Below are 17,843 nucleotides of genomic sequence, written 5' to 3' on the forward strand. Positions count from 1 at the left end.
AACTTACTTATATTATGCGCTTCGTTCGGAGGGGTGGCAGAGTGGTTTAATGCACCGGTCTTGAAAACCGGCGTGGGTTTATAGCCCACCCAGGGTTCAAATCCCTGCTCCTCCGCCATATTTCACGAAAAAGCCATCAACAATGATGGCTTTTTTGTTTATACAATTTAACTATAAGTTGAGATCCACCGGCACATTTCGTCAAAAGGCCGCTAAGCAATTAGCGGCCTTTTGCATTTATGATTTTCTAAACTCAGCCCTAGCTTGCAAACCATGGTTTAATGTTCTGATCAATTGCTCAAGTTGCTGCAATTTTGTGTAAATGAATATGCCTAGGAGGTTAGGGCGCTTGGATATAAATATGGATGTTGTATCACATTAAATGTCTAATCAGTTCAGAGTCTCACAGGCATCTCAATCCAAGACGAAGAAATGGTTATTCCCTTTTAAGTCAATGTAACACGGGAGTGAGATGCCTGTGAGGCCCCCGAAGGACGGGGTTGAACGGGCTTTATACTGCGTTTAAGGCTTTCGACAGAGCGCCACTATGCCTTCAAGCCTTTGCCTTGGCTAAAGCGCGTATAACTCCCGCTGAATGAACAGATATTTAATACGATTTATCCTTGAGAAATTGGTTATGTTTTTTTGTCTATACACCAGACCGTTAGTGAAATTTCTTGCTGTCATTGGGTTTAAAGAAGAAGGTCTCTTGGCTGCAACTTAAAATATCAGACAGATGAAAGTTATCGAAATAAGTCATTACTGCAACACCAACATAAACTTAGGTTGTCAGTATGTGATTAGCCGAATCATTTAGAAAATGAAGAAATCTTGAATACATAACAAACAAAATCGCCAACTCTGACGAGATTCACCATATATCCTTAATATGTGGTGCGTTAGTGTGAGCAATCAATGATTGTAAAAAGGACCACAAGCTTGAGCTGCGCAGGTTTTATAAAGAGATAAGCAGGAGATACTTGTGGTCTAAATGCTCAAATATTCAATTTAACATAATATACATTGTGCGCAGTTTTGTGTGAGAGGGATTTGGGGTGCCGATAACGTCACTTATCGGCATTGGCGCGTCATTTCTCCTGCGCTCAGGCTTCGCTCGTCGGCATTCCTTGCCATGCCTTAACGATGTCTAAATGGTTCCTCTGGCGTGACTCTGCGCAGTTCGCCTTGGCAATGTGGGCACTGGATAAAGATGCTATCAAAATCATCATACCACCAAGGCTTATTACAGTTATTGCATTGCAGTTCGGGTTTATCTTGGCGCTCAACCATGCTGTAGCCGCCTTCATAAGAAATAATTTGCATGGTAACTCCTAAGCCGCTTGTGATGGCTCAACACTGATTAACGAACGATAAATGACTTCTTGATGCATTTGCAGCTGTTGGTTTAGATTCTCAGATAACAGCTTTACCAGTGCATGTTTAAGGTCTTCTTCGCACCAATCCTCAGCAACATCGGCAAATGCTCGAACAGCAAGCTCTAAAGCATTCAGCGATTGATAAATGGGTTCAAAGTTAGTCTGTATCACAGTTCCTTGTGCAAGCATGATGTTAATCCTTATGGTTGATTGGGACGATTTTTAAACCAAAGCGCTTAAGCTCAAGGCCGCCAAAGTTGTTAATTACAAAGCTGGAACTATCAATTTGATATTCACCGGCTGGATGCACATTGGCAGGACTTTCGACTTGCAACTTCATTTGAACAGGAAATTTTCCGCCTAGATGCGCGTATGCTGTTTGCTCGTAAATGGTTCGCCCAGGCTTACCATCCTTAGGCGGCATGTTTCGGGCGCTAACGGTGACATCTTCTTGAAATACTTCGATTTTAAACATGGTTATCGCTCCTATGCATAGGCTTTAAATGGTAAAACATTGGATTGTGCAACGATGGGCAACTGATACCAGTGCGGTACAATTAGTGGTTTAACTTCAATGACTTCTGAGCGTTTCAGTGTTGGACACATACGGCTTACATCGAACTGTTGGCCGATATCGATGCCGATAGCTTTTAGACGGGCTTTATGAACGTAATAATTTGAACTACTGAGTTCGCTTTTTATATCTTTGCCATGTTGCCAAATTAATGCATAAGATTGAGTTGCATTAGCTGCTTGACGACTTTTAACGATGCCAAGATTTAAGAGTTGGTCTGCAATGCTTTGGTGCTCATCGTGTGATATATGGATAGTTTTCATGGCGTTCTCTATGTCAGTTAGGTGCGGATAAAAGTCTTGTTCAGTCACTCGGCCATAAAATTGCAGCGCATGACGCTTTAGCAAGGCCTGTCTTAAGCTATGTTCTTCGCGTACTACACCTGTGTTTTCGCAGTATTTAATTAAGTTTTCTAAGTAGTTAAGCCTATCGATGGGCACACCATCTTTTTTACGGAGTTCTTTGTTCAAGTGCCGTTGTAACTCAACAGCTTTGTTGTAGAGCTTGGTCATGACCCAAGTCGAACCTTCGCCCCAGTTGCACGTATGGCCATCGGGATACAGCTTCGGTTTACGACCTCGACCGATTTGCATCGATGACATACCACGGATAAACGAGGCCTCTTTGCCCTTGCCTACTTGATGATTCACTGTCCAGTCGATAGCGGTAATTTCAGCACCATTACCGACAAGCTGAGTGGTTTTGCCGTCTGGCGTTTGGCGGTATGAGATTTGGGTATTTTTGGTGAACGGTGGCAAATCATATTGGGCTAAGACGTGGTTAAAGATCGCCACGCATTCATCAAGCGTCTGTAAGCCAAATAGGTTATCCATACGCTGCCAGCGTGAAGGATTGCCTTCCACCCTCACCCGTTGCCCATCACAACGGATGGTTAATTTGGTGCTGTATGACCCTTCTAGGATTTTTTGGTTAACCGATGGCGGTAAATGCTCACCTGTTTCGAGTTCGAACCGTTCAATGACATGCCGACCGACCAGCGGCAAATTGCCCTCTGGATGATCTTGTTGCATGAACAAACGGTCGATGAAAAACAATCCCCAAAACCCTGTCAATACTTCTACAGCAACAATATCATTAGTTCTGTAGAGTTAATTATTCCTCAAGGCGAAATATATAGGGTTAGAATTCATGCTGCAAGATTATTATCAAGGAAATTTTATGTCTATAGGTGAAAATCTAAAGCGCCTACGCCGTGATAAAGGATGGACGCAAGGTGAATTGGCAAACAAATGCAAAATTCAATTGGGGCAAATATCGAAGATTGAAAGGGATGAAACAGATCCAAAGCTCAGTACTATCTATTCAATAATGAACGCGCTGGAGTGTTCGGCTGACGCTCTGCTTATAGACACTGAAAGATCAAATGTTGATTCAGTCATGGCTGTAGCCTTAGAGCGGGTTAAGCAAATTCCAGATAAAGATAAACAAATACTATTAACAGTTATAGACAAGTATTGTATTGCATTAAGTATGCAGCAATTAACTGATAGAAAAACACTTTTTGGTATACCCACATTTGTTACTGGCAGCACTCCTGAAATGACAAGGAAATCAGATGAAGGTTGATGCCATTCCTGATGTCAGGAGTTAGTTTGGGTGTAACAGGAACCCAAACCTAAAACCCTGTCGGTCGGGGGGCGCTTCGCCTGCTCCCCCTTCCTCCCCAGACCCCGTAAGCATGGGCCGCAGTTCACCACGGGAAACCGGGGTAAAGTTCAGCTAAATTGTGTGGGAAACCACACCAAAGTTCGGGTGTCACTGAACCCGAACGCTTCGCGAGACTCTCAAAATGAGAGTAGAGTCCACTGTTAAAGTATGTGGACGTGATGGTCATTCACTTCCACTTGGAGCCTTTCCCGCTACGCGGGCGCCCTTTCCAAGTGTCCGTTCAGTCCCCTCAAAAAGTACCATCGGTGGTACAAAAGTGCAGTATTACTATACGCACTTTAGCTCTCTGGCCTCGGATACCTGCCCGCCCCATAACGGGGCTAGCAGGTACCCATCCGGCCAGAACGCCAGAACGTGAAATCGCTTTGAATTTTGTAGACAGAAATCAACTTTAGGCGGGGCTGGAAGGACGTTGAAAAGCGGCTTGGCAGGGAGAAAGCTCGGGGCAAAAAGCGCCCCTATTAAGAGCGCTTGGCATTAAGGGACACGTCCCTTAATAATCCTGTTATTGATTAACCAAGATTATTTGTTTTTGATGGGTCGGGATTAGATACAGGGTACTTGATACCATTAATCACTCTAACATGGTAATCGTCGTATTCTCCTTTCTCTATCTTTTTAACCAACTGATTTCTACTTAAATTCTGATTGGTGCTATTGTCACGGAATTGCTTGTTTGCACCAGTTTTAGTTTCACTAATTACGGTTAGTCTTGGTCGTTTCATATTAGAGTTCCTATTTCACAACAGTATAAAAAACACTCACAAAGATGATACTGTATAAATGAACAGGGCACAACATGTAGTATCTTTATAACGAACTTCGCACAATGCGGATTATGTTACGCACTCGATAACGCTCAAGCGATTCTCGCAAGCTCGCCCACCCTTTTCGCGCTCTCTCGCACCTTGGCGCTGGCGCCATGATGCCAAGGTGTAAATCCCAACATAATGCCGTCTATACATTGTGCGCAGTTTTGTGTGGGAGGGATTTGGTTAGTCAACACACTGCTAATCAATGCCTTGTAAATGATCTAATGGCTTATTATAAGCGCTTTCGTGTCTTTCGATTTGTGTGGTGTGCAAATATTTTGATGTGGTGTCAATACTCTCATGGCCTGCATCGGCTTGGACATGTGACAACGGTCTACGATTGATATTGATGTCATGGGTGATCCCTGTATGCCTAATATTGTGCGCAGTGAGCTTGCGCATTTGTGCTGCATCTTGGATAAATCCATCGATTTGAGCTCTATCCGCAGCCAAATTAATAATGGCTTGGATTTCTTCTCGTATCTGACGGATCCCAAGGTTGGCATTCACTAAGCCGACATCTCGTCCACGACCAGCGGCTCTGTGCCGAACAAATAAGGGATGAAGTTCTCCCTGGCTTGGATAATCTGGAAGACCTAAAAATTGTCGATATTTTACTAAACCAGCTAGTAACGCTTTTGAAATTGCAACACTACGTTTTTTGCCACCTTTACTGAGTGGAATGTGAAAACTCCAAATGCCTGTCTGCGTATTTTGCCTAAATTGACCCATAACGGGTGAATAACCAACGCGCGCGGAAACATCCGAAATACGTAAATAGCAAGAATAAGTTAATGAAATCAAAAATAAGCTGCGTTGATGTAATTCTGGCGATATTTCAGCAAGTTGAGTAACAGTAGTCATCACATAGGACCACTGTAACTCTGTGAAGGCCAAGCTATTTTCATCTTCATCAGTTTGATTTTGATATTGTTTATTTAGAGCAAAACGACTGTGATTCAACCAAATTTGCGCAGGATTACGTTCGCAAAATTCTTCACTTATTAAGTAAGTATAAAAAGAAGATAAAATAGCGACCTTGGTTTTTAACGCATTATCACTCAATGTATACGGCTGTACTTGCCCCAGTTTTTTTTTGCCCACAAATGGTCGCCATAGACTGTTAGGCACTCGCTCCCCTTGCAGTTTATCTAACTTAAACTGAGGCACATTAAAGTAAGCGATAAGCATCAAAGGTGGCGCTAAGCAATAATCCACATAGCGGCTCATATCTTTTCGCATTACTTGTGTGGGTGATATTTTTGCGATATCAAAACACCAGTGTAGGAATGTTGTGAGTTCGCTCCGGTATGTTTTATAGTTGTTTTCACTGTGTTTTTGTTCAAACAACCAATCTGTTGCGTGCTCCATAACTAAACCGGCATCTGGCACATCCGTGAGGCTAACTTGGGTGATATATTGATTCACCACACTGTTTCCATCTTGTATGAATTCAATTGAATCAAATAAGGGTAATACTGGAGGGAACTGCATATTAACTTTTAAATATAATGGTTTGCTGCATGATAATACTTAAATGCAAATGCCGATAACGTTATTTATCGGCAATAATGAGTCGTTCAATTTGTGGACAGCTTGTTTGTGTACATTGATCGCAACTTATACGATTCTGACAACATATGAGACAAAGTTGCCAGACTTTTTGCTTCGACTGATGATCTAGACATGAAAAATCTGCGGCACACACACTTCCCTTTCGAATAAGTTGCGCAAGTTTCTCTTCTGATATCGATAAATTGATCCTTCCTGTCATGTGTACCATATCTATTCCTGTTTCGTTATCTTTTTTTATAATACACAAATGATAATAGTTATCAATTACGTTTTATGAAATTGCGACCTACTCCACTTTGATAATAATTTATCACTGACTTGACAAGCTTCAACTACACTCTACTTGTGCGACATAAATTTACTGATGAGGTCTCAGATGGTGATTGATCTTACAAATAAAAAGCCGCTCTTCTCAGGAAAAAAAAACACTGAAACTTCTGCATCTTTAGCACCATGGAAAATACTTCTAGTCGATGATGAGCCAGATGTTCACACAGTCACTAAACTTGCACTTTCTCGTTTCAAACTCGATGGACGAGCTCTTTCGTTCATCAATGCCTACAGTGCTGAGCAGGCTAAAGAATTCCTAAATAATGAACAAGATCTGGCAATAGCCTTTATTGATGTTGTAATGGAAACAGATCACGCAGGATTAGAATTAGTGAAATGGATCCGTGAAGACCACAAAAACAAAACTATTCGTCTCATTTTGCGTACAGGGCAACCGGGCCAAGCTCCAGAAGAAGACGTCATCGTCAACTACGATATCAATGATTATAAAGCAAAGTCTGAACTCGATTCTCGCAAATTAATGACAAGTGTCTACTCAGCCCTGCGTTCTTACCGTGATATTATGGAAATTGAACAGGCAAGACGTGCGCAAGTTAACCATCGAAAAGGATTAGAACGAGTACTCGAAGCCACCTCAGGATTATTTGAACTGAGAACACTCCATAAATTCGCTGATGGTTTACTTACACAAGTTGCAACTCTACTTAATCTCGATTCTGAAACGCTACTGCTAACCTGCAATGCAATGGATGCGATTAGCGGTCATATGGAATCGACAGACATTAAGATTTTAGCAGGAACTGGACAATTTGCTGAAACCCCAATCAATAAAACCCTACCCTCGCATATAGACAAGTTATTACGCAGTGCGCTTGCCCATAAACGTTGTTTGTACGAGGATAATTGCTTTGTTGGCTATTTTCCCACAAAGAGTGGTCTTATCAACCTGCTCTATATGGATGGTATTGATAAAATTGATGATTTAGATAAAAAACTCATTGATATTTTTGCAATAAATGTGGGTATCGCCTTTGAGAACCTACTTCTAAACCAAGAGGTCGAAGATACCCAATCAGAACTTATCCTACGTTTAGGTGATGTTGTAGAGAGTCGCTCAAAAGAGGCGGCGAATCATGTGAAACGCATGGCGGAGTATTGTGCTCAACTTGCGCTTATTGCTGGATTATCTGAAAGCGAAGCAGATCTGCTGCGTCGAGCATCGCCTATGCACGATATTGGTAAAATCGCGATCCCTGATGCGGTGCTACTCAAACCAGGCAAGTTAGACGATCAAGAATGGTCGGTTATGCGCCAACATCCGATGATTGGGTATCAAATCCTTGCTAATTCTGAACGGCCAATATTGAAAGCTGCAGCGATTATTGCTCAGCAACACCATGAAAAATATGATGGTTCAGGTTATCCTGCAAATTTAAAGCAAGATCAAATTCACATATTTGCTCGTATTGTTGCAATTGCAGATGTGTTTGATGCCCTTTCCCATGCACGATGCTATAAAGCGGCTTGGCCTCTTGAACAAGTTATTGAAGAAATGCGTAAAGGTGCAGGTAAGCACTTTGATCCCGATTTACTCGAACTCTTTATCGACAACATCGATATTTTCGTCAAGGTTAAAGAAAATTGGAAAGATCACGACGAGTAAAACATAAGGCTCGATCATCAGCAGGGGAAACAACAATTATTGCGATCAAATGATTATAAAGCCTAATTGGATCAGTATGTTATTAGCTTAAATTCACCACTCAGTGCGGGTTGTCGGCTAAAAAGTCAAAAGTAACCACTTGCTCAGAACCATTTAGGATAAAACTAATAAATCCTCGCCATACCATATAGCCACTACTGCACGAACCATAAATCAGTTGCCCTTCGTAGCTCGTTTTGTCCACTTGGCTAATATTTACAGGGATAACCCCCATAAACATATCTCGCCCCTCTAAACGGACCTGCAGATTATTAAGTACATCAGAAGATAATAGCTTAAATTTTAATGGTTTTTCACTTGGCGCATTATCAGGTGAAAGGCTAATTCTGAGAGTGACATCACCAACCATTTTAAGACAATCCCCCTGCTTAAACGCACAAAGGCTAGGGTCAGCAGATGGTATTTTTACCTGTTGCTCGGTTTTTTCTTTGCAAGCGGTGAGATTCATTGTAACTAGCATGATTAAAAATAAGAAAAAATTACGATTTAGCACAAAAATTAACCTTTTGATGCAAGATGTTAACATTCTAAGGAGCAGGTTGATCTAGATCAACTTTCCAACCCCCTTCTTTGGTATCTTTTTTGACATGGCTCAAGTATCATTGCGAAACCTCACATTTGCGCACAAATGTGAGGGATAACGCATTGACATCGCTCAACAACCCTTATAGGGAATATGAGTTTTGTGTCATATATAACAGGTAAAGCTTGTCTTTACTAAAAGTAAAAGTAATAAGCAGTGGAAGCATTATGATGAACCATTCCCAGCCAACAGGCGCTGATTACAATTACACCATTGTCCGCCAATTTGCCCTCACGACTGTGTTGTGGGGTATTGTTGGTATGTCAGTCGGTGTTTTAATTGCGGCTCAGTTAATCTGGCCATATCTGAACTTTGATACTCCTTGGTTTACGTATAGTCGCTTGCGACCATTACATACCAATGCGGTGATTTTCGCGTTCGGAACATCAGCCCTCTTTGCAACATCCTATTATGTCGTACAACGCACCTGTCAAACCCGACTTTTTGCACCTAAATTAGCTGCATTTACGTTTTGGGGATGGCAAGCCATCATTCTGTCAGCAGCCATTACTCTGCCAATGGGTTACACCAGTGGTAAAGAGTATGCTGAATTAGAATGGCCTATCGATATTGCTATCACTATTGTATGGGTATCCTATGCCATAGTGTTTTTCGGCACTATTATCAAACGAACCACCTCGCATATTTATGTCGCGAACTGGTTCTTTGGTGCATTTATCATTACGGTTGCCGTGCTTCACATCGTGAACTCAATGGCCGTTCCTGTCAGTTTGTTTAAGTCATACTCTATGTACAGTGGTGCGGTCGATGCCATGGTGCAATGGTGGTATGGTCACAATGCGGTAGGTTTCCTATTAACCGCTGGCTTCTTAGGTATGATGTACTACTTCGTTCCTAAGCAAGCGGGTCGTCCTGTTTACTCATATCGTTTGTCGATTGTGCACTTCTGGGCACTGATCGCACTGTACATTTGGGCAGGTCCACACCATCTTCACTATACTGCCCTGCCAGACTGGACTCAGTCGTTAGGTATGGTGATGTCACTGATCCTATTCGCACCATCTTGGGGGGGTATGATCAACGGTATCATGACCTTATCTGGCGCATGGCATAAACTGCGTACTGACCCAGTACTACGTTTCTTAGTGGTATCTCTGTCTTTCTACGGTATGTCGACCTTCGAAGGTCCGATGATGGCTATCAAGACAGTTAACGCCTTATCTCACTACACAGATTGGACTGTCGGTCACGTCCACTCCGGCGCGCTAGGCTGGGTTGCAATGGTGTCTATCGGTTCTCTGTATCACTTGATCCCAGTACTGTTTGGTCATGGCCGTATGTACAGCATCAAGTTAGTCAACGTCCATTTCTGGTTAGCGACTATCGGTACTGTACTTTACATCGTTTCTATGTGGATTTCGGGTGTTATGCAAGGTCTGATGTGGCGTGCTGTTAACGCTGACGGTACTTTGACTTATAGCTTTGTTGAAAGTCTGGAAGCTTCTTATCCTTTCTACTTTGTACGTTTCCTCGGTGGTTGTTTCTTCTTAACCGGTATGCTGATCATGGCATACAACGTGATCCGTACTGTGAAAGCCTCTAAAGATTCATTGCCAGAACTGGCTGAAGCTAAAGCGGCTTAAGGAGCAAACTCGATGAAATTTAATCATGAGATAGTTGAAAAAAACATCGGTTTGTTAGCGATCTTCACGGTTATCGCTATCAGCTTCGGTAGCTTGGTTGAAATCACTCCGCTGATTTTCCAAAAAGATACCACTGAGCCAGTTGAAGGTTTGAAACCTTATACTGCCCTGCAGCTTGAAGGTCGTGATATCTATGTTCGTGAAGGTTGCTACAACTGCCACAGCCAGATGATCCGCCCACTGCGCGCAGAGACTGAACGTTACGGCCACTATTCTGTTGCTGGAGAATCCGTTTGGGATCACCCATTCCAATGGGGTTCTAAGCGTACAGGCCCTGATTTGGCCCGTGTTGGTGGTCGTTACAGCGATAAATGGCATGAAGTTCACTTAATCGATCCTCGTGCAGTAGTTCCTCAATCGAATATGCCAGCCTTCCCATGGCTTGCCGAAAACAAGTTAGACGGCAAGTTGACCGGCGATAAGATGACTATTCTGCGTAACATGCATAAAGGCGGTTACAAGGGTAATGATCTTTACACTGATGAAGAAATCGCGGGCGCTCAAAAAGCCGTTGAAGGTAAAACTGAGATGGAAGCTTTGATCGCGTATCTTCAGTCTTTGGGTCACGCACTCAAATAAGGAGGCAGTATATGGATTACGGCACATTACAAGGTATTTTAACCATTATTGTGATGCTGACCTTCGTCGGTATATTTGCTTGGGCATATAGCTCGCGTCGTCAAAAATCCTTTGATGAAGCAGCGAACCTTGTGTTTTCTGATGAGGAAATCAGCAAGGAATCGAAGGACTCAGGAGAGAATAAGTGATGAGTAGCTTCTGGAGTATTTGGATTAGCGTACTCTCGTTAATTGTGATCGCAGGATGTTTTCTGTTGCTGCGTGTGTGTTCAAAGAACACCACGGATGTCAAAGAAGGCGAATCTATGGGTCACAGTTTCGATGGTATTGAAGAACTCAATAACCCACTGCCAAAGTGGTGGAGTTATATGTTCTATATCACTATCGTGTTTGGCTTAGTTTACTTAGCCTTATTCCCAGGTTTAGGTAACTACAAGGGCCTATTGAACTGGACCAGCTCTAACCAAAGTATTGGTACTGGGCAAGGTATTAAAGCCGATTCTGCTGCTGCGGTTGAACTTGCAGCAAAAGAAGGTCAGTATGTTCAATATGATCAAGAAGTTAAACATGCTAACGAAAAATATGGCCCAATCTTCGCGGCTTACTTGGCGACACCACTCGAAGAGTTAGTGAAAAACCAAGAAGCGTTGAAAGTGGGCGGTCGTTTGTTCCTACAAAACTGCGCACAGTGCCATGGCTCTGACGCACGTGGTAGCAAAGGCTTCCCTAACCTCACCGACAGTGATTGGTTATATGGTGGCGATTTAACAACCATCAAAACCACTATCATGGGTGGTCGCAATGGCATGATGCCACCAAAAGGTGGTCTGCCAATCGACGATAGCGAAATTGCTGGTTTAGCGGAGTATGTTGTTAAATTGTCTGGCCGTGAACACGATGAAAAACTCGCAGCTCAAGGTCAAGGTTCATTCATGAAAGGTTGTTTTGCATGTCACGGTATGGATGCAAAAGGCAACAAACTCATGGGCGCACCTAATTTAACTGACGATGTTTGGGTATATGGCGGTAGCCGCGGCGTGATCGAAGAAACCATCAAACATGGCCGTACTGGTGTGATGCCAGCATGGAAAGATGTTCTCGGTGAAGAGAAAGTTCACGTAATTGCAGCTTATGTTTATAGCTTGTCAAACAAGTAATTAGTTATGTGTAACGTAAAGGCCTCGATAACCTCGAGGCCTTTTTTTTAAAGTGCTAAAGCCACCTTTTAACGGTAAAATGGCGCAAATTTTTATAATGAGTAATCAACATGAACGAACAACAACCCTGGTATAAGCAGTTTTGGCCTTGGTTTTTAATTATTCTTCCTTTGTGTGCCGTCATCGCAAGTTTTGCCACGCTAAAAATTGCTCTCTCAAATTCTGACTCTCTGGTTGCCGAGGATTATTACAAAGATGGCAAAGCCATTAATATGGACTTGAGCAAAGTGAAATATGCCAAACAGCTCGGCATGCAATGGCAACTCGAGCAGAATCATCATGAAATCTTATTTACTCAGCATGGCGGCCCTGATTATCAAGCAGCATTAAAAGTCGAATTCTATCATCCCACTCTTGCCGAAAAAGACCTTAAAACCACAATCACAGCTGATGCTAACCATGTATATCGCATTACTCTTCCCGATACATTATCCGGTCCTTGGGAAGTACGCCTTGAAGGTTTTGATGGTAAATGGCGTATTCATCAACGCGTTGAATTAAAAGATAACATCCAATTGTGGTTGAACTGATGGTGGTTGAATAAGTAGCGCTATGACACATCCAAGTTGTTTTCACTGTAATGAGCCAGTGCTCACTGGAACTCAGTTTGTCACACAGATCAATGATCGCGATGAACTCATGTGTTGCCCAGGTTGCCAAGCGGTATCACAAGCCATTGTGGATGCGGGCCTATTAAGTTATTACAAGTTCCGTACTGAGCCAGGAAATAAACAGACGGCACTCGTACCAGAGGCGTTAAATCAATTTAGCGCCTATGACTTGCCCGAGGTGCAGCAAGATTTTGTTCACTCAGAGGAGAATAGCGACTCAGTGTCGCTGTCCATTGATGGCATTACCTGTGCAGCCTGTGCTTGGTTAATCGAGCATAAAGTGAAACAACTTACTGGCGTGCGCCAAGTGATGGTTAACTCCACCACCCAAAGGGCGATGATTAGCTGGGACAAACAGCAAGTCAAACTCAGTGATATTCTTGGGCAAATTAGCCGTATTGGTTATCAAGCTGCGCCCTACCAAGTGGATGAGCAAGAACTGACCACCAAGCAAAATAGCCGCAAGTTTTTATTGCGCTTAGGGTTGGCGGGTTTTGCCACCATGCAAGTCATGATGTTTGCCCTTGCCCTTTACACTGGGTATTTTACTGATTTAGATGTGCAATATCGGGATTACTTCCGCTGGGTCAGCATGATTTTTGCCACGCCAGTGGTACTTTACTCGGCGCAGCCCTTCTATTTTAGCGCCATTCGCACCCTGCTCAGTGGCAAACTGAATATGGATGTTTCCGTCTCCATCGCCATTGGCGGCGCTTTTACGGCGAGCTGTTTTGCCACTGTCAATGGCACGGGCGAAGTGTATTTTGAATCTGTTTCTATGTTCACTTTCTTCCTGCTGCTTGGTCGCTATTTTGAGCAGAAGGCACGACAAAAGGCCTCGGTAAGCTCTAGTAACTTACATAAATTAGTGCCGCTGACAGCGCATCTTGTCACCGAGCAAGGGCAAGATGAAATCCCCGCCAAAAAACTGCGTCTTGGTGACGTTATCCTCGTAAAACCCGGCGAAATGGTCGCCGCTGATGGCTGCGTCGTTGAAGGCCATACCAGTATCAACGAAGCCATGCTTACTGGTGAGCAAATGCCTATTGATAAACCCGTTGATAGCCAAGTATTTGCAGGCACCATTAACCTTGATCAACCGATTAAGGTGCAGGTGACCGCCCTTGGGCAAGATCAGTTAGTTGCCGAGATCATTCGCCTGCAGGAATTAGCATCTAACACTAAACCGGCGGTGGCCATGTTAGCCGACAAACTATCGCGCTATTTTTCGGGCACCATCCTAACAATCGCGACAATCACCTATTTTGTGTGGTTGCAAATATCCCCTGAAGATGCTTTTTGGGTCACCTTATCAGTATTAGTGGCCACCTGTCCCTGTGCCCTTGCGCTGGCAACACCGACAGCTGTGACCTGCGCGACTGCAATTTTTACTCGCCTTGGGATCATTACCCGTAAAGCAGGTGTCTTTGAAAAACTTCCACAAATCAAACATGTCGTATTTGATAAAACAGGTACCCTCACCTGCGGTACCTTATCTGTCTCAGAAGTAAAGTGTCATAGTCACCTTGCAACAGAAGAGGTTTTGGCCATTGCCGCAGCCTTGGAAACGGGTTCACTCCATCCTATTGCAGCTGCGTTTTCTGCCTATTTGTCACCAGATGTAGTCGCCAATCAGGTTCACCATGAAGTCGGTTTTGGGGTAAAAGGCCTCATCAATGGCACTGAATACCGAATTGGCAATGCTCAGTTTACTGGCGCGCGAGTCAATCCTGAGCTTATAAATCAACAAATTTGGTTGGCATGGGGTAATGATGACTCGCTTGAGGTTCTTGCCACTATTGAGATCAAAGACAATATTCGTGTTGATAGCAAAGAAACTATCGACATCTTAAAACAGCAAGGTTGTCGAGTCAGTATCGCCAGCGGTGATAGCTCAGGGCATGTGCATCAGTTAGCTAAAGCGCTTGGAATTATCGATGTACATAGTGGACTAACACCTGCGGATAAGCTCGCACTGGTGAAAAAGTTGCAGCAATCCAATCCGGTGGTAATGTTCGGGGATGGTATAAACGATGCACCCGTCCTCGCAGGCGCCGATTTATCCGTGGCCATGGGCAGCGGCAGTGCAATTGCCAAGAATAGTGCCGATTTAATTTTGCTGGGCGATCACTTATCCCGCTTCACCCAAGCCGTGAGGGTTGCTAAACTGACCACACAGATTATTCGTCAAAATCTGGCTTGGGCATTAGGGTATAACGCACTCATTTTACCTTTGGCAGTGACAGGTCATGTTGCACCTTATATTGCCGCAATTGGAATGTCAGCTAGCTCACTTATCGTTGTGGGTAACAGTTTGAGATTATTACGAATTAAAATATAACAATAAAATAGGCTTAGCTAATGAGCATCATTTATGTACTTATCCCTATCGCGATGATCTTTGTGTTGATCGCTGTAGCCGTGTTCTTTTGGGCGGTAAAATCGGAACAATTCGATGATTTAGACCGCCAAAGTGTCTCCATCCTCTTCGATGAAGATGCTGGCAAGCCAAATCCTGCAAACATTAAGCTACAGGAACCTCAAGACAAAGGCATGCCGCAGTGATTGACACTGTAATTGAATACAATGTAACGGGGGCCTTTCTTGTTGGTTTAATGGGGGCGGCCCACTGCTTTGGTATGTGCGGTGGTCTTGTCGGAGCCTTTTCTTCTCAGCTCCCCAATCCCAAACAGGGAAATCACTTAGCCCATCAACTCACCTATTTATTCAGTTATAACCTTGGCCGTATCTTGAGTTATACCCTCGCTGGCGCTTTAGTCGGCGGCTCTTCAGCAATGCTTGGCCACTTATTTGAACTCGACAGCTATCTGTTAGTGTTGCGGATCTTCGCGGGCATCATGATGATCGCAACCGGTTTATACATTGCTAAAATTTGGGTCGGAATAGTGCAAATTGAACGTCTCGGCCAAGTGTTGTGGCGTTATTTAAAACCCATAGCACAGCGTCTTGTGCCGATCACCACGCCAATGCAAGCCATCACCGCTGGATTGATATGGGGATGGCTGCCCTGCGGACTGGTATATAGCACCTTAACTTGGTCTGTGGCGGCAGGTTCTGCCAGCCAAGGCGCCTTGATCATGCTCGCCTTTGGTTTAGGCACTCTCCCGGCGCTACTCAGTGCTGGCGTGGCAGCAAAGCGTTTAGCCAATTGGGTACAACAAAAAACCGTTAGATTATTGAGCGGCTTACTATTAATCGTCTTTGGTGGCCAAACTTTATATATCGCCCTGTCGCAGCTAAACTAGCCCAAGCGAATGAATTGGTTTAACATGGCAGCAGTGGATTAACTTGAGAACCGACATGACAATAGAGCAGAATAAAAACCGTCGTCCCGCTGCCAGTGGGTGCGCAATTCATTGTCACGATTGCAGTATGGGAACCCTTTGTATCCCGTTCACCCTCAATGCTAATGAACTCGATCAACTCGATGACATTATTGAGCGTAAGAAGCCCATCCAAAAAGGTGAACAGATTTTTAAATCAGGCGATCCTTTAAAGTCGCTCTTTGCGATCCGCTCAGGCACCATTAAAAGTTACACTATTACCGAACAAGGTGATGAACAGATCACAGGCTTTCATTTAGCCGGTGATGTAATCGGTTTTGATGGTATTCATGCCCAATCACATCAAAGTTTTGCACAAGCCTTAGAAACCTCTATGGTATGTGAAATCCCCTTTAATATCCTCGACGAACTTTCAGGCACAATGCCTAAATTACGTCAGCAAATCATGCGCTTAATGAGCAATGAAATCATGAGCGATCAAGAAATGATTTTGCTCCTGAGTAAGAAAAATGCAGAAGAGCGTCTCGCAGCCTTTATCAGTAACCTTGCTAACCGCTTCGGTAATCGTGGTTTTTCAGCTAAAGAATTTCGCTTAACCATGACACGTGGTGATATTGGTAATTACTTAGGCCTTACCGTTGAAACTATTAGCCGCTTACTCGGTCGCTTCCAAAAGTCGGGGTTGATTGAAGTGAAAGGCAAATACATCATCATCGTTGACCATCATGAACTTAATCTCTTGGCAGGTAATGCTAGAATCGCCAGATAAGTCACACCTTTGAGTGTTTATGCTTTACGCTAGTCATCAGTTTTGAAAAGAGTTTTGATCTAGAACAATACAGCTAATTGCCAAAGGCTCATGATAAACATGAGCCTATGACTAAAGGAACATGTTATGAAGGATTATCAAAAAATACTGGTAGTTGTCGATCCCACGACAGAAAATCAGGTTGCTCTCGCCCGAGCAATTACCTTGGCCAGTAAAAGTAACGCCCATGTGACTGTGTTTCTCTCAATATTTGACTTCTCCTATGAAATGACTTCAATTTTATCGAGCCAAGAGCGCGAAGCGATGCGCCAAGGTGTGATTGATCAGCGTGTGGCGTGGATCCAAGATCTACTCGCCCCCTACAATCACCTAGGACTCAACATTGATACTCAAGTCATTTGGCATAATCGTCCGTTTGAAAGCATTATTAACCATGCGATTGCAGGTCAATATGATCTTATCGTTAAAGGTACCCATGCCCACGACAAGTTAAAAGCGGTGATTTTTACGCCAACCGATTGGCATTTAATGCGTAAAGCACCGGTTCCTGTATTAATGGTCAAAGATCATGATTGGCCTGAAACAGGTAAAATCCTCTGCGCAGTAAACGTAGCGACCGAAGATACCGATCATCAAATGCTTAACGGCAAAATTATTGAGCATGCTAAGGATTTAGCTGGAAAATTTGCTGCCGAAGTGCATTTAGTCAATGGCTTTCCTGGTACGCCAGTGAATCTTGCCATTGAATTACCCGATTTTGATGCACAGACCTATAACGACACCATTCGCTTACAGCATGAACAACGCGTGCAGTATCTGGCTGATGCCTATGGCATTGATAAGCAGCATTGCCATGTCAAAGAAGGATTGCCAGAAGATGTGATCCCCGAGCTTGCCGAGCAGCTCGATGCTGAATTAGTGATTTTAGGCACTGTGGGTCGTACGGGGTTTTCAGCAGCACTCATAGGTAACACCGCAGAGCATGTTATCGATAGCATCAACTGTGATTTATTAGCCATCAAACCCGACGGTTATAAATCACCGCTTGAAGATGCATAACGCACGCCGCTCTTTAC

General features: G+C 43.6%; 20 protein-coding genes and 1 tRNA gene. 13 read left to right on the forward strand and 8 right to left on the reverse strand.

Going from position 1 to position 17,843, the window contains the following annotated elements; all coding sequences use genetic code 11:
* Positions 1-27: 27 nt before the first annotated feature.
* Positions 28-118 (forward strand) — tRNA-Ser (locus H9J30_RS20770).
* A 1,019-nt stretch (positions 119-1,137) separates the two neighbouring features.
* On the opposite strand, the gene H9J30_RS20775 is transcribed toward H9J30_RS20770, so the two are convergent.
* The 4 genes from H9J30_RS20775 to H9J30_RS20790 are packed head-to-tail and all read right to left on the reverse strand — an operon-like array spanning position 1,138 to position 2,981.
* Positions 1,138-1,323 carry a hypothetical protein gene (locus H9J30_RS20775; protein ID WP_240132720.1) on the reverse strand — a complete coding sequence of 62 codons (186 nt, stop codon included), beginning with the start codon at positions 1,321-1,323 and terminating at the stop codon, positions 1,138-1,140.
* 8 nt (positions 1,324-1,331) lie between these two features.
* A complete protein-coding gene (locus H9J30_RS20780; protein WP_240132721.1) occupies positions 1,332-1,565 on the reverse strand; it encodes a hypothetical protein in 234 nt (77 codons plus the stop codon).
* A gap of 4 nt (positions 1,566-1,569) precedes the next feature.
* A complete protein-coding gene (locus H9J30_RS20785; RefSeq protein ID WP_144374978.1) occupies positions 1,570-1,851 on the reverse strand; it encodes a single-stranded DNA-binding protein in 282 nt (93 codons plus the stop codon).
* Between the two features lie 11 nt (positions 1,852-1,862).
* The gene (locus H9J30_RS20790; protein ID WP_240132722.1) at positions 1,863-2,981 is read right to left on the reverse strand and encodes a phage/plasmid replication protein, II/X family; all 1,119 of its coding nucleotides are present in this window, start codon (positions 2,979-2,981) and stop codon (positions 1,863-1,865) included.
* Between the two features lie 118 nt (positions 2,982-3,099).
* On the opposite strand from H9J30_RS20790, the gene H9J30_RS20795 reads away from it, so the two are divergent.
* Entirely contained in the window at positions 3,100-3,537 is a 438-nt protein-coding gene (locus H9J30_RS20795; protein WP_023265801.1) for a helix-turn-helix domain-containing protein, read from the forward strand.
* A 614-nt stretch (positions 3,538-4,151) separates the two neighbouring features.
* Here H9J30_RS20795 and H9J30_RS20800 read toward each other — a convergent pair.
* From H9J30_RS20800 to H9J30_RS20810, 3 genes are all read right to left on the reverse strand, one after another.
* Positions 4,152-4,364 carry a DUF3892 domain-containing protein gene (locus tag H9J30_RS20800; protein WP_240132723.1) on the reverse strand — a complete coding sequence of 71 codons (213 nt, stop codon included), beginning with the start codon at positions 4,362-4,364 and terminating at the stop codon, positions 4,152-4,154.
* 285 nt (positions 4,365-4,649) lie between these two features.
* Positions 4,650-5,945, reverse strand: a complete 1,296-nt coding sequence (locus H9J30_RS20805) for a tyrosine-type recombinase/integrase (RefSeq protein ID WP_240132724.1) — start codon at positions 5,943-5,945, stop codon at positions 4,650-4,652.
* Positions 5,946-6,006: 61 nt separating this feature from the next.
* Entirely contained in the window at positions 6,007-6,225 is a 219-nt protein-coding gene (locus H9J30_RS20810) for a hypothetical protein (protein ID WP_240132746.1), read from the reverse strand.
* A 177-nt stretch (positions 6,226-6,402) separates the two neighbouring features.
* Here H9J30_RS20810 and H9J30_RS20815 point away from each other — a divergent pair, with 177 nt between their 5' ends.
* Positions 6,403-7,980: a DUF3369 domain-containing protein gene (locus tag H9J30_RS20815; RefSeq protein WP_240132725.1), complete on the forward strand. Its 1,578-nt coding sequence runs from the start codon at positions 6,403-6,405 to the stop codon at positions 7,978-7,980.
* Positions 7,981-8,080: 100 nt separating this feature from the next.
* Here the strand turns inward: H9J30_RS20815 and H9J30_RS20820 are convergent, their stop codons facing one another.
* On the reverse strand, positions 8,081-8,566 hold the full coding sequence (locus H9J30_RS20820; RefSeq protein WP_240132726.1) for a hypothetical protein: 486 nt from the start codon (positions 8,564-8,566) through the stop codon (positions 8,081-8,083).
* A gap of 224 nt (positions 8,567-8,790) precedes the next feature.
* On the opposite strand from H9J30_RS20820, the gene ccoN reads away from it, so the two are divergent.
* The 10 genes from ccoN (at position 8,791) to uspE (ending at position 17,826) form a co-directional block, all read left to right on the forward strand.
* Positions 8,791-10,227 carry a cytochrome-c oxidase, cbb3-type subunit I gene (ccoN, locus tag H9J30_RS20825; RefSeq protein WP_240132727.1) on the forward strand — a complete coding sequence of 479 codons (1,437 nt, stop codon included), beginning with the start codon at positions 8,791-8,793 and terminating at the stop codon, positions 10,225-10,227.
* 12 nt (positions 10,228-10,239) lie between these two features.
* Positions 10,240-10,866 carry a cytochrome-c oxidase, cbb3-type subunit II gene (gene ccoO, locus H9J30_RS20830; RefSeq protein ID WP_011072350.1) on the forward strand — a complete coding sequence of 209 codons (627 nt, stop codon included), beginning with the start codon at positions 10,240-10,242 and terminating at the stop codon, positions 10,864-10,866.
* Between the two features lie 11 nt (positions 10,867-10,877).
* Complete coding sequence (locus H9J30_RS20835) at positions 10,878-11,054, forward strand: CcoQ/FixQ family Cbb3-type cytochrome c oxidase assembly chaperone (RefSeq protein WP_011072349.1); 177 nt, start codon at positions 10,878-10,880, stop codon at positions 11,052-11,054.
* Positions 11,054-12,022 carry a cytochrome-c oxidase, cbb3-type subunit III gene (ccoP, locus tag H9J30_RS20840; protein ID WP_240132728.1) on the forward strand — a complete coding sequence of 323 codons (969 nt, stop codon included), beginning with the start codon at positions 11,054-11,056 and terminating at the stop codon, positions 12,020-12,022. Before H9J30_RS20835 ends, ccoP begins: the two co-directional genes overlap by 1 nt.
* Before the next feature lie 110 nt (positions 12,023-12,132).
* On the forward strand, positions 12,133-12,612 hold the full coding sequence (locus tag H9J30_RS20845) for a FixH family protein (protein ID WP_240132729.1): 480 nt from the start codon (positions 12,133-12,135) through the stop codon (positions 12,610-12,612).
* A gap of 22 nt (positions 12,613-12,634) precedes the next feature.
* Positions 12,635-15,034 carry a heavy metal translocating P-type ATPase gene (locus H9J30_RS20850; RefSeq protein WP_240132730.1) on the forward strand — a complete coding sequence of 800 codons (2,400 nt, stop codon included), beginning with the start codon at positions 12,635-12,637 and terminating at the stop codon, positions 15,032-15,034.
* Between the two features lie 20 nt (positions 15,035-15,054).
* A complete protein-coding gene (gene ccoS / locus H9J30_RS20855) occupies positions 15,055-15,258 on the forward strand; it encodes a cbb3-type cytochrome oxidase assembly protein CcoS (protein ID WP_240132731.1) in 204 nt (67 codons plus the stop codon).
* Entirely contained in the window at positions 15,255-15,959 is a 705-nt protein-coding gene (locus H9J30_RS20860; protein WP_011072344.1) for a sulfite exporter TauE/SafE family protein, read from the forward strand. The genes ccoS and H9J30_RS20860 overlap by 4 nt, the downstream gene beginning before the upstream one ends.
* Before the next feature lie 55 nt (positions 15,960-16,014).
* Positions 16,015-16,767 carry an electron transport transcriptional regulator EtrA gene (etrA, locus tag H9J30_RS20865; RefSeq protein WP_240132732.1) on the forward strand — a complete coding sequence of 251 codons (753 nt, stop codon included), beginning with the start codon at positions 16,015-16,017 and terminating at the stop codon, positions 16,765-16,767.
* Between the two features lie 126 nt (positions 16,768-16,893).
* On the forward strand, positions 16,894-17,826 hold the full coding sequence (uspE, locus tag H9J30_RS20870; protein ID WP_240132733.1) for a universal stress protein UspE: 933 nt from the start codon (positions 16,894-16,896) through the stop codon (positions 17,824-17,826).
* Positions 17,827-17,843 lie beyond the last annotated feature (17 nt).

The organism is Shewanella cutis, assembly GCF_022410515.1.
Taxonomy (GTDB): domain Bacteria; phylum Pseudomonadota; class Gammaproteobacteria; order Enterobacterales; family Shewanellaceae; genus Shewanella; species Shewanella cutis.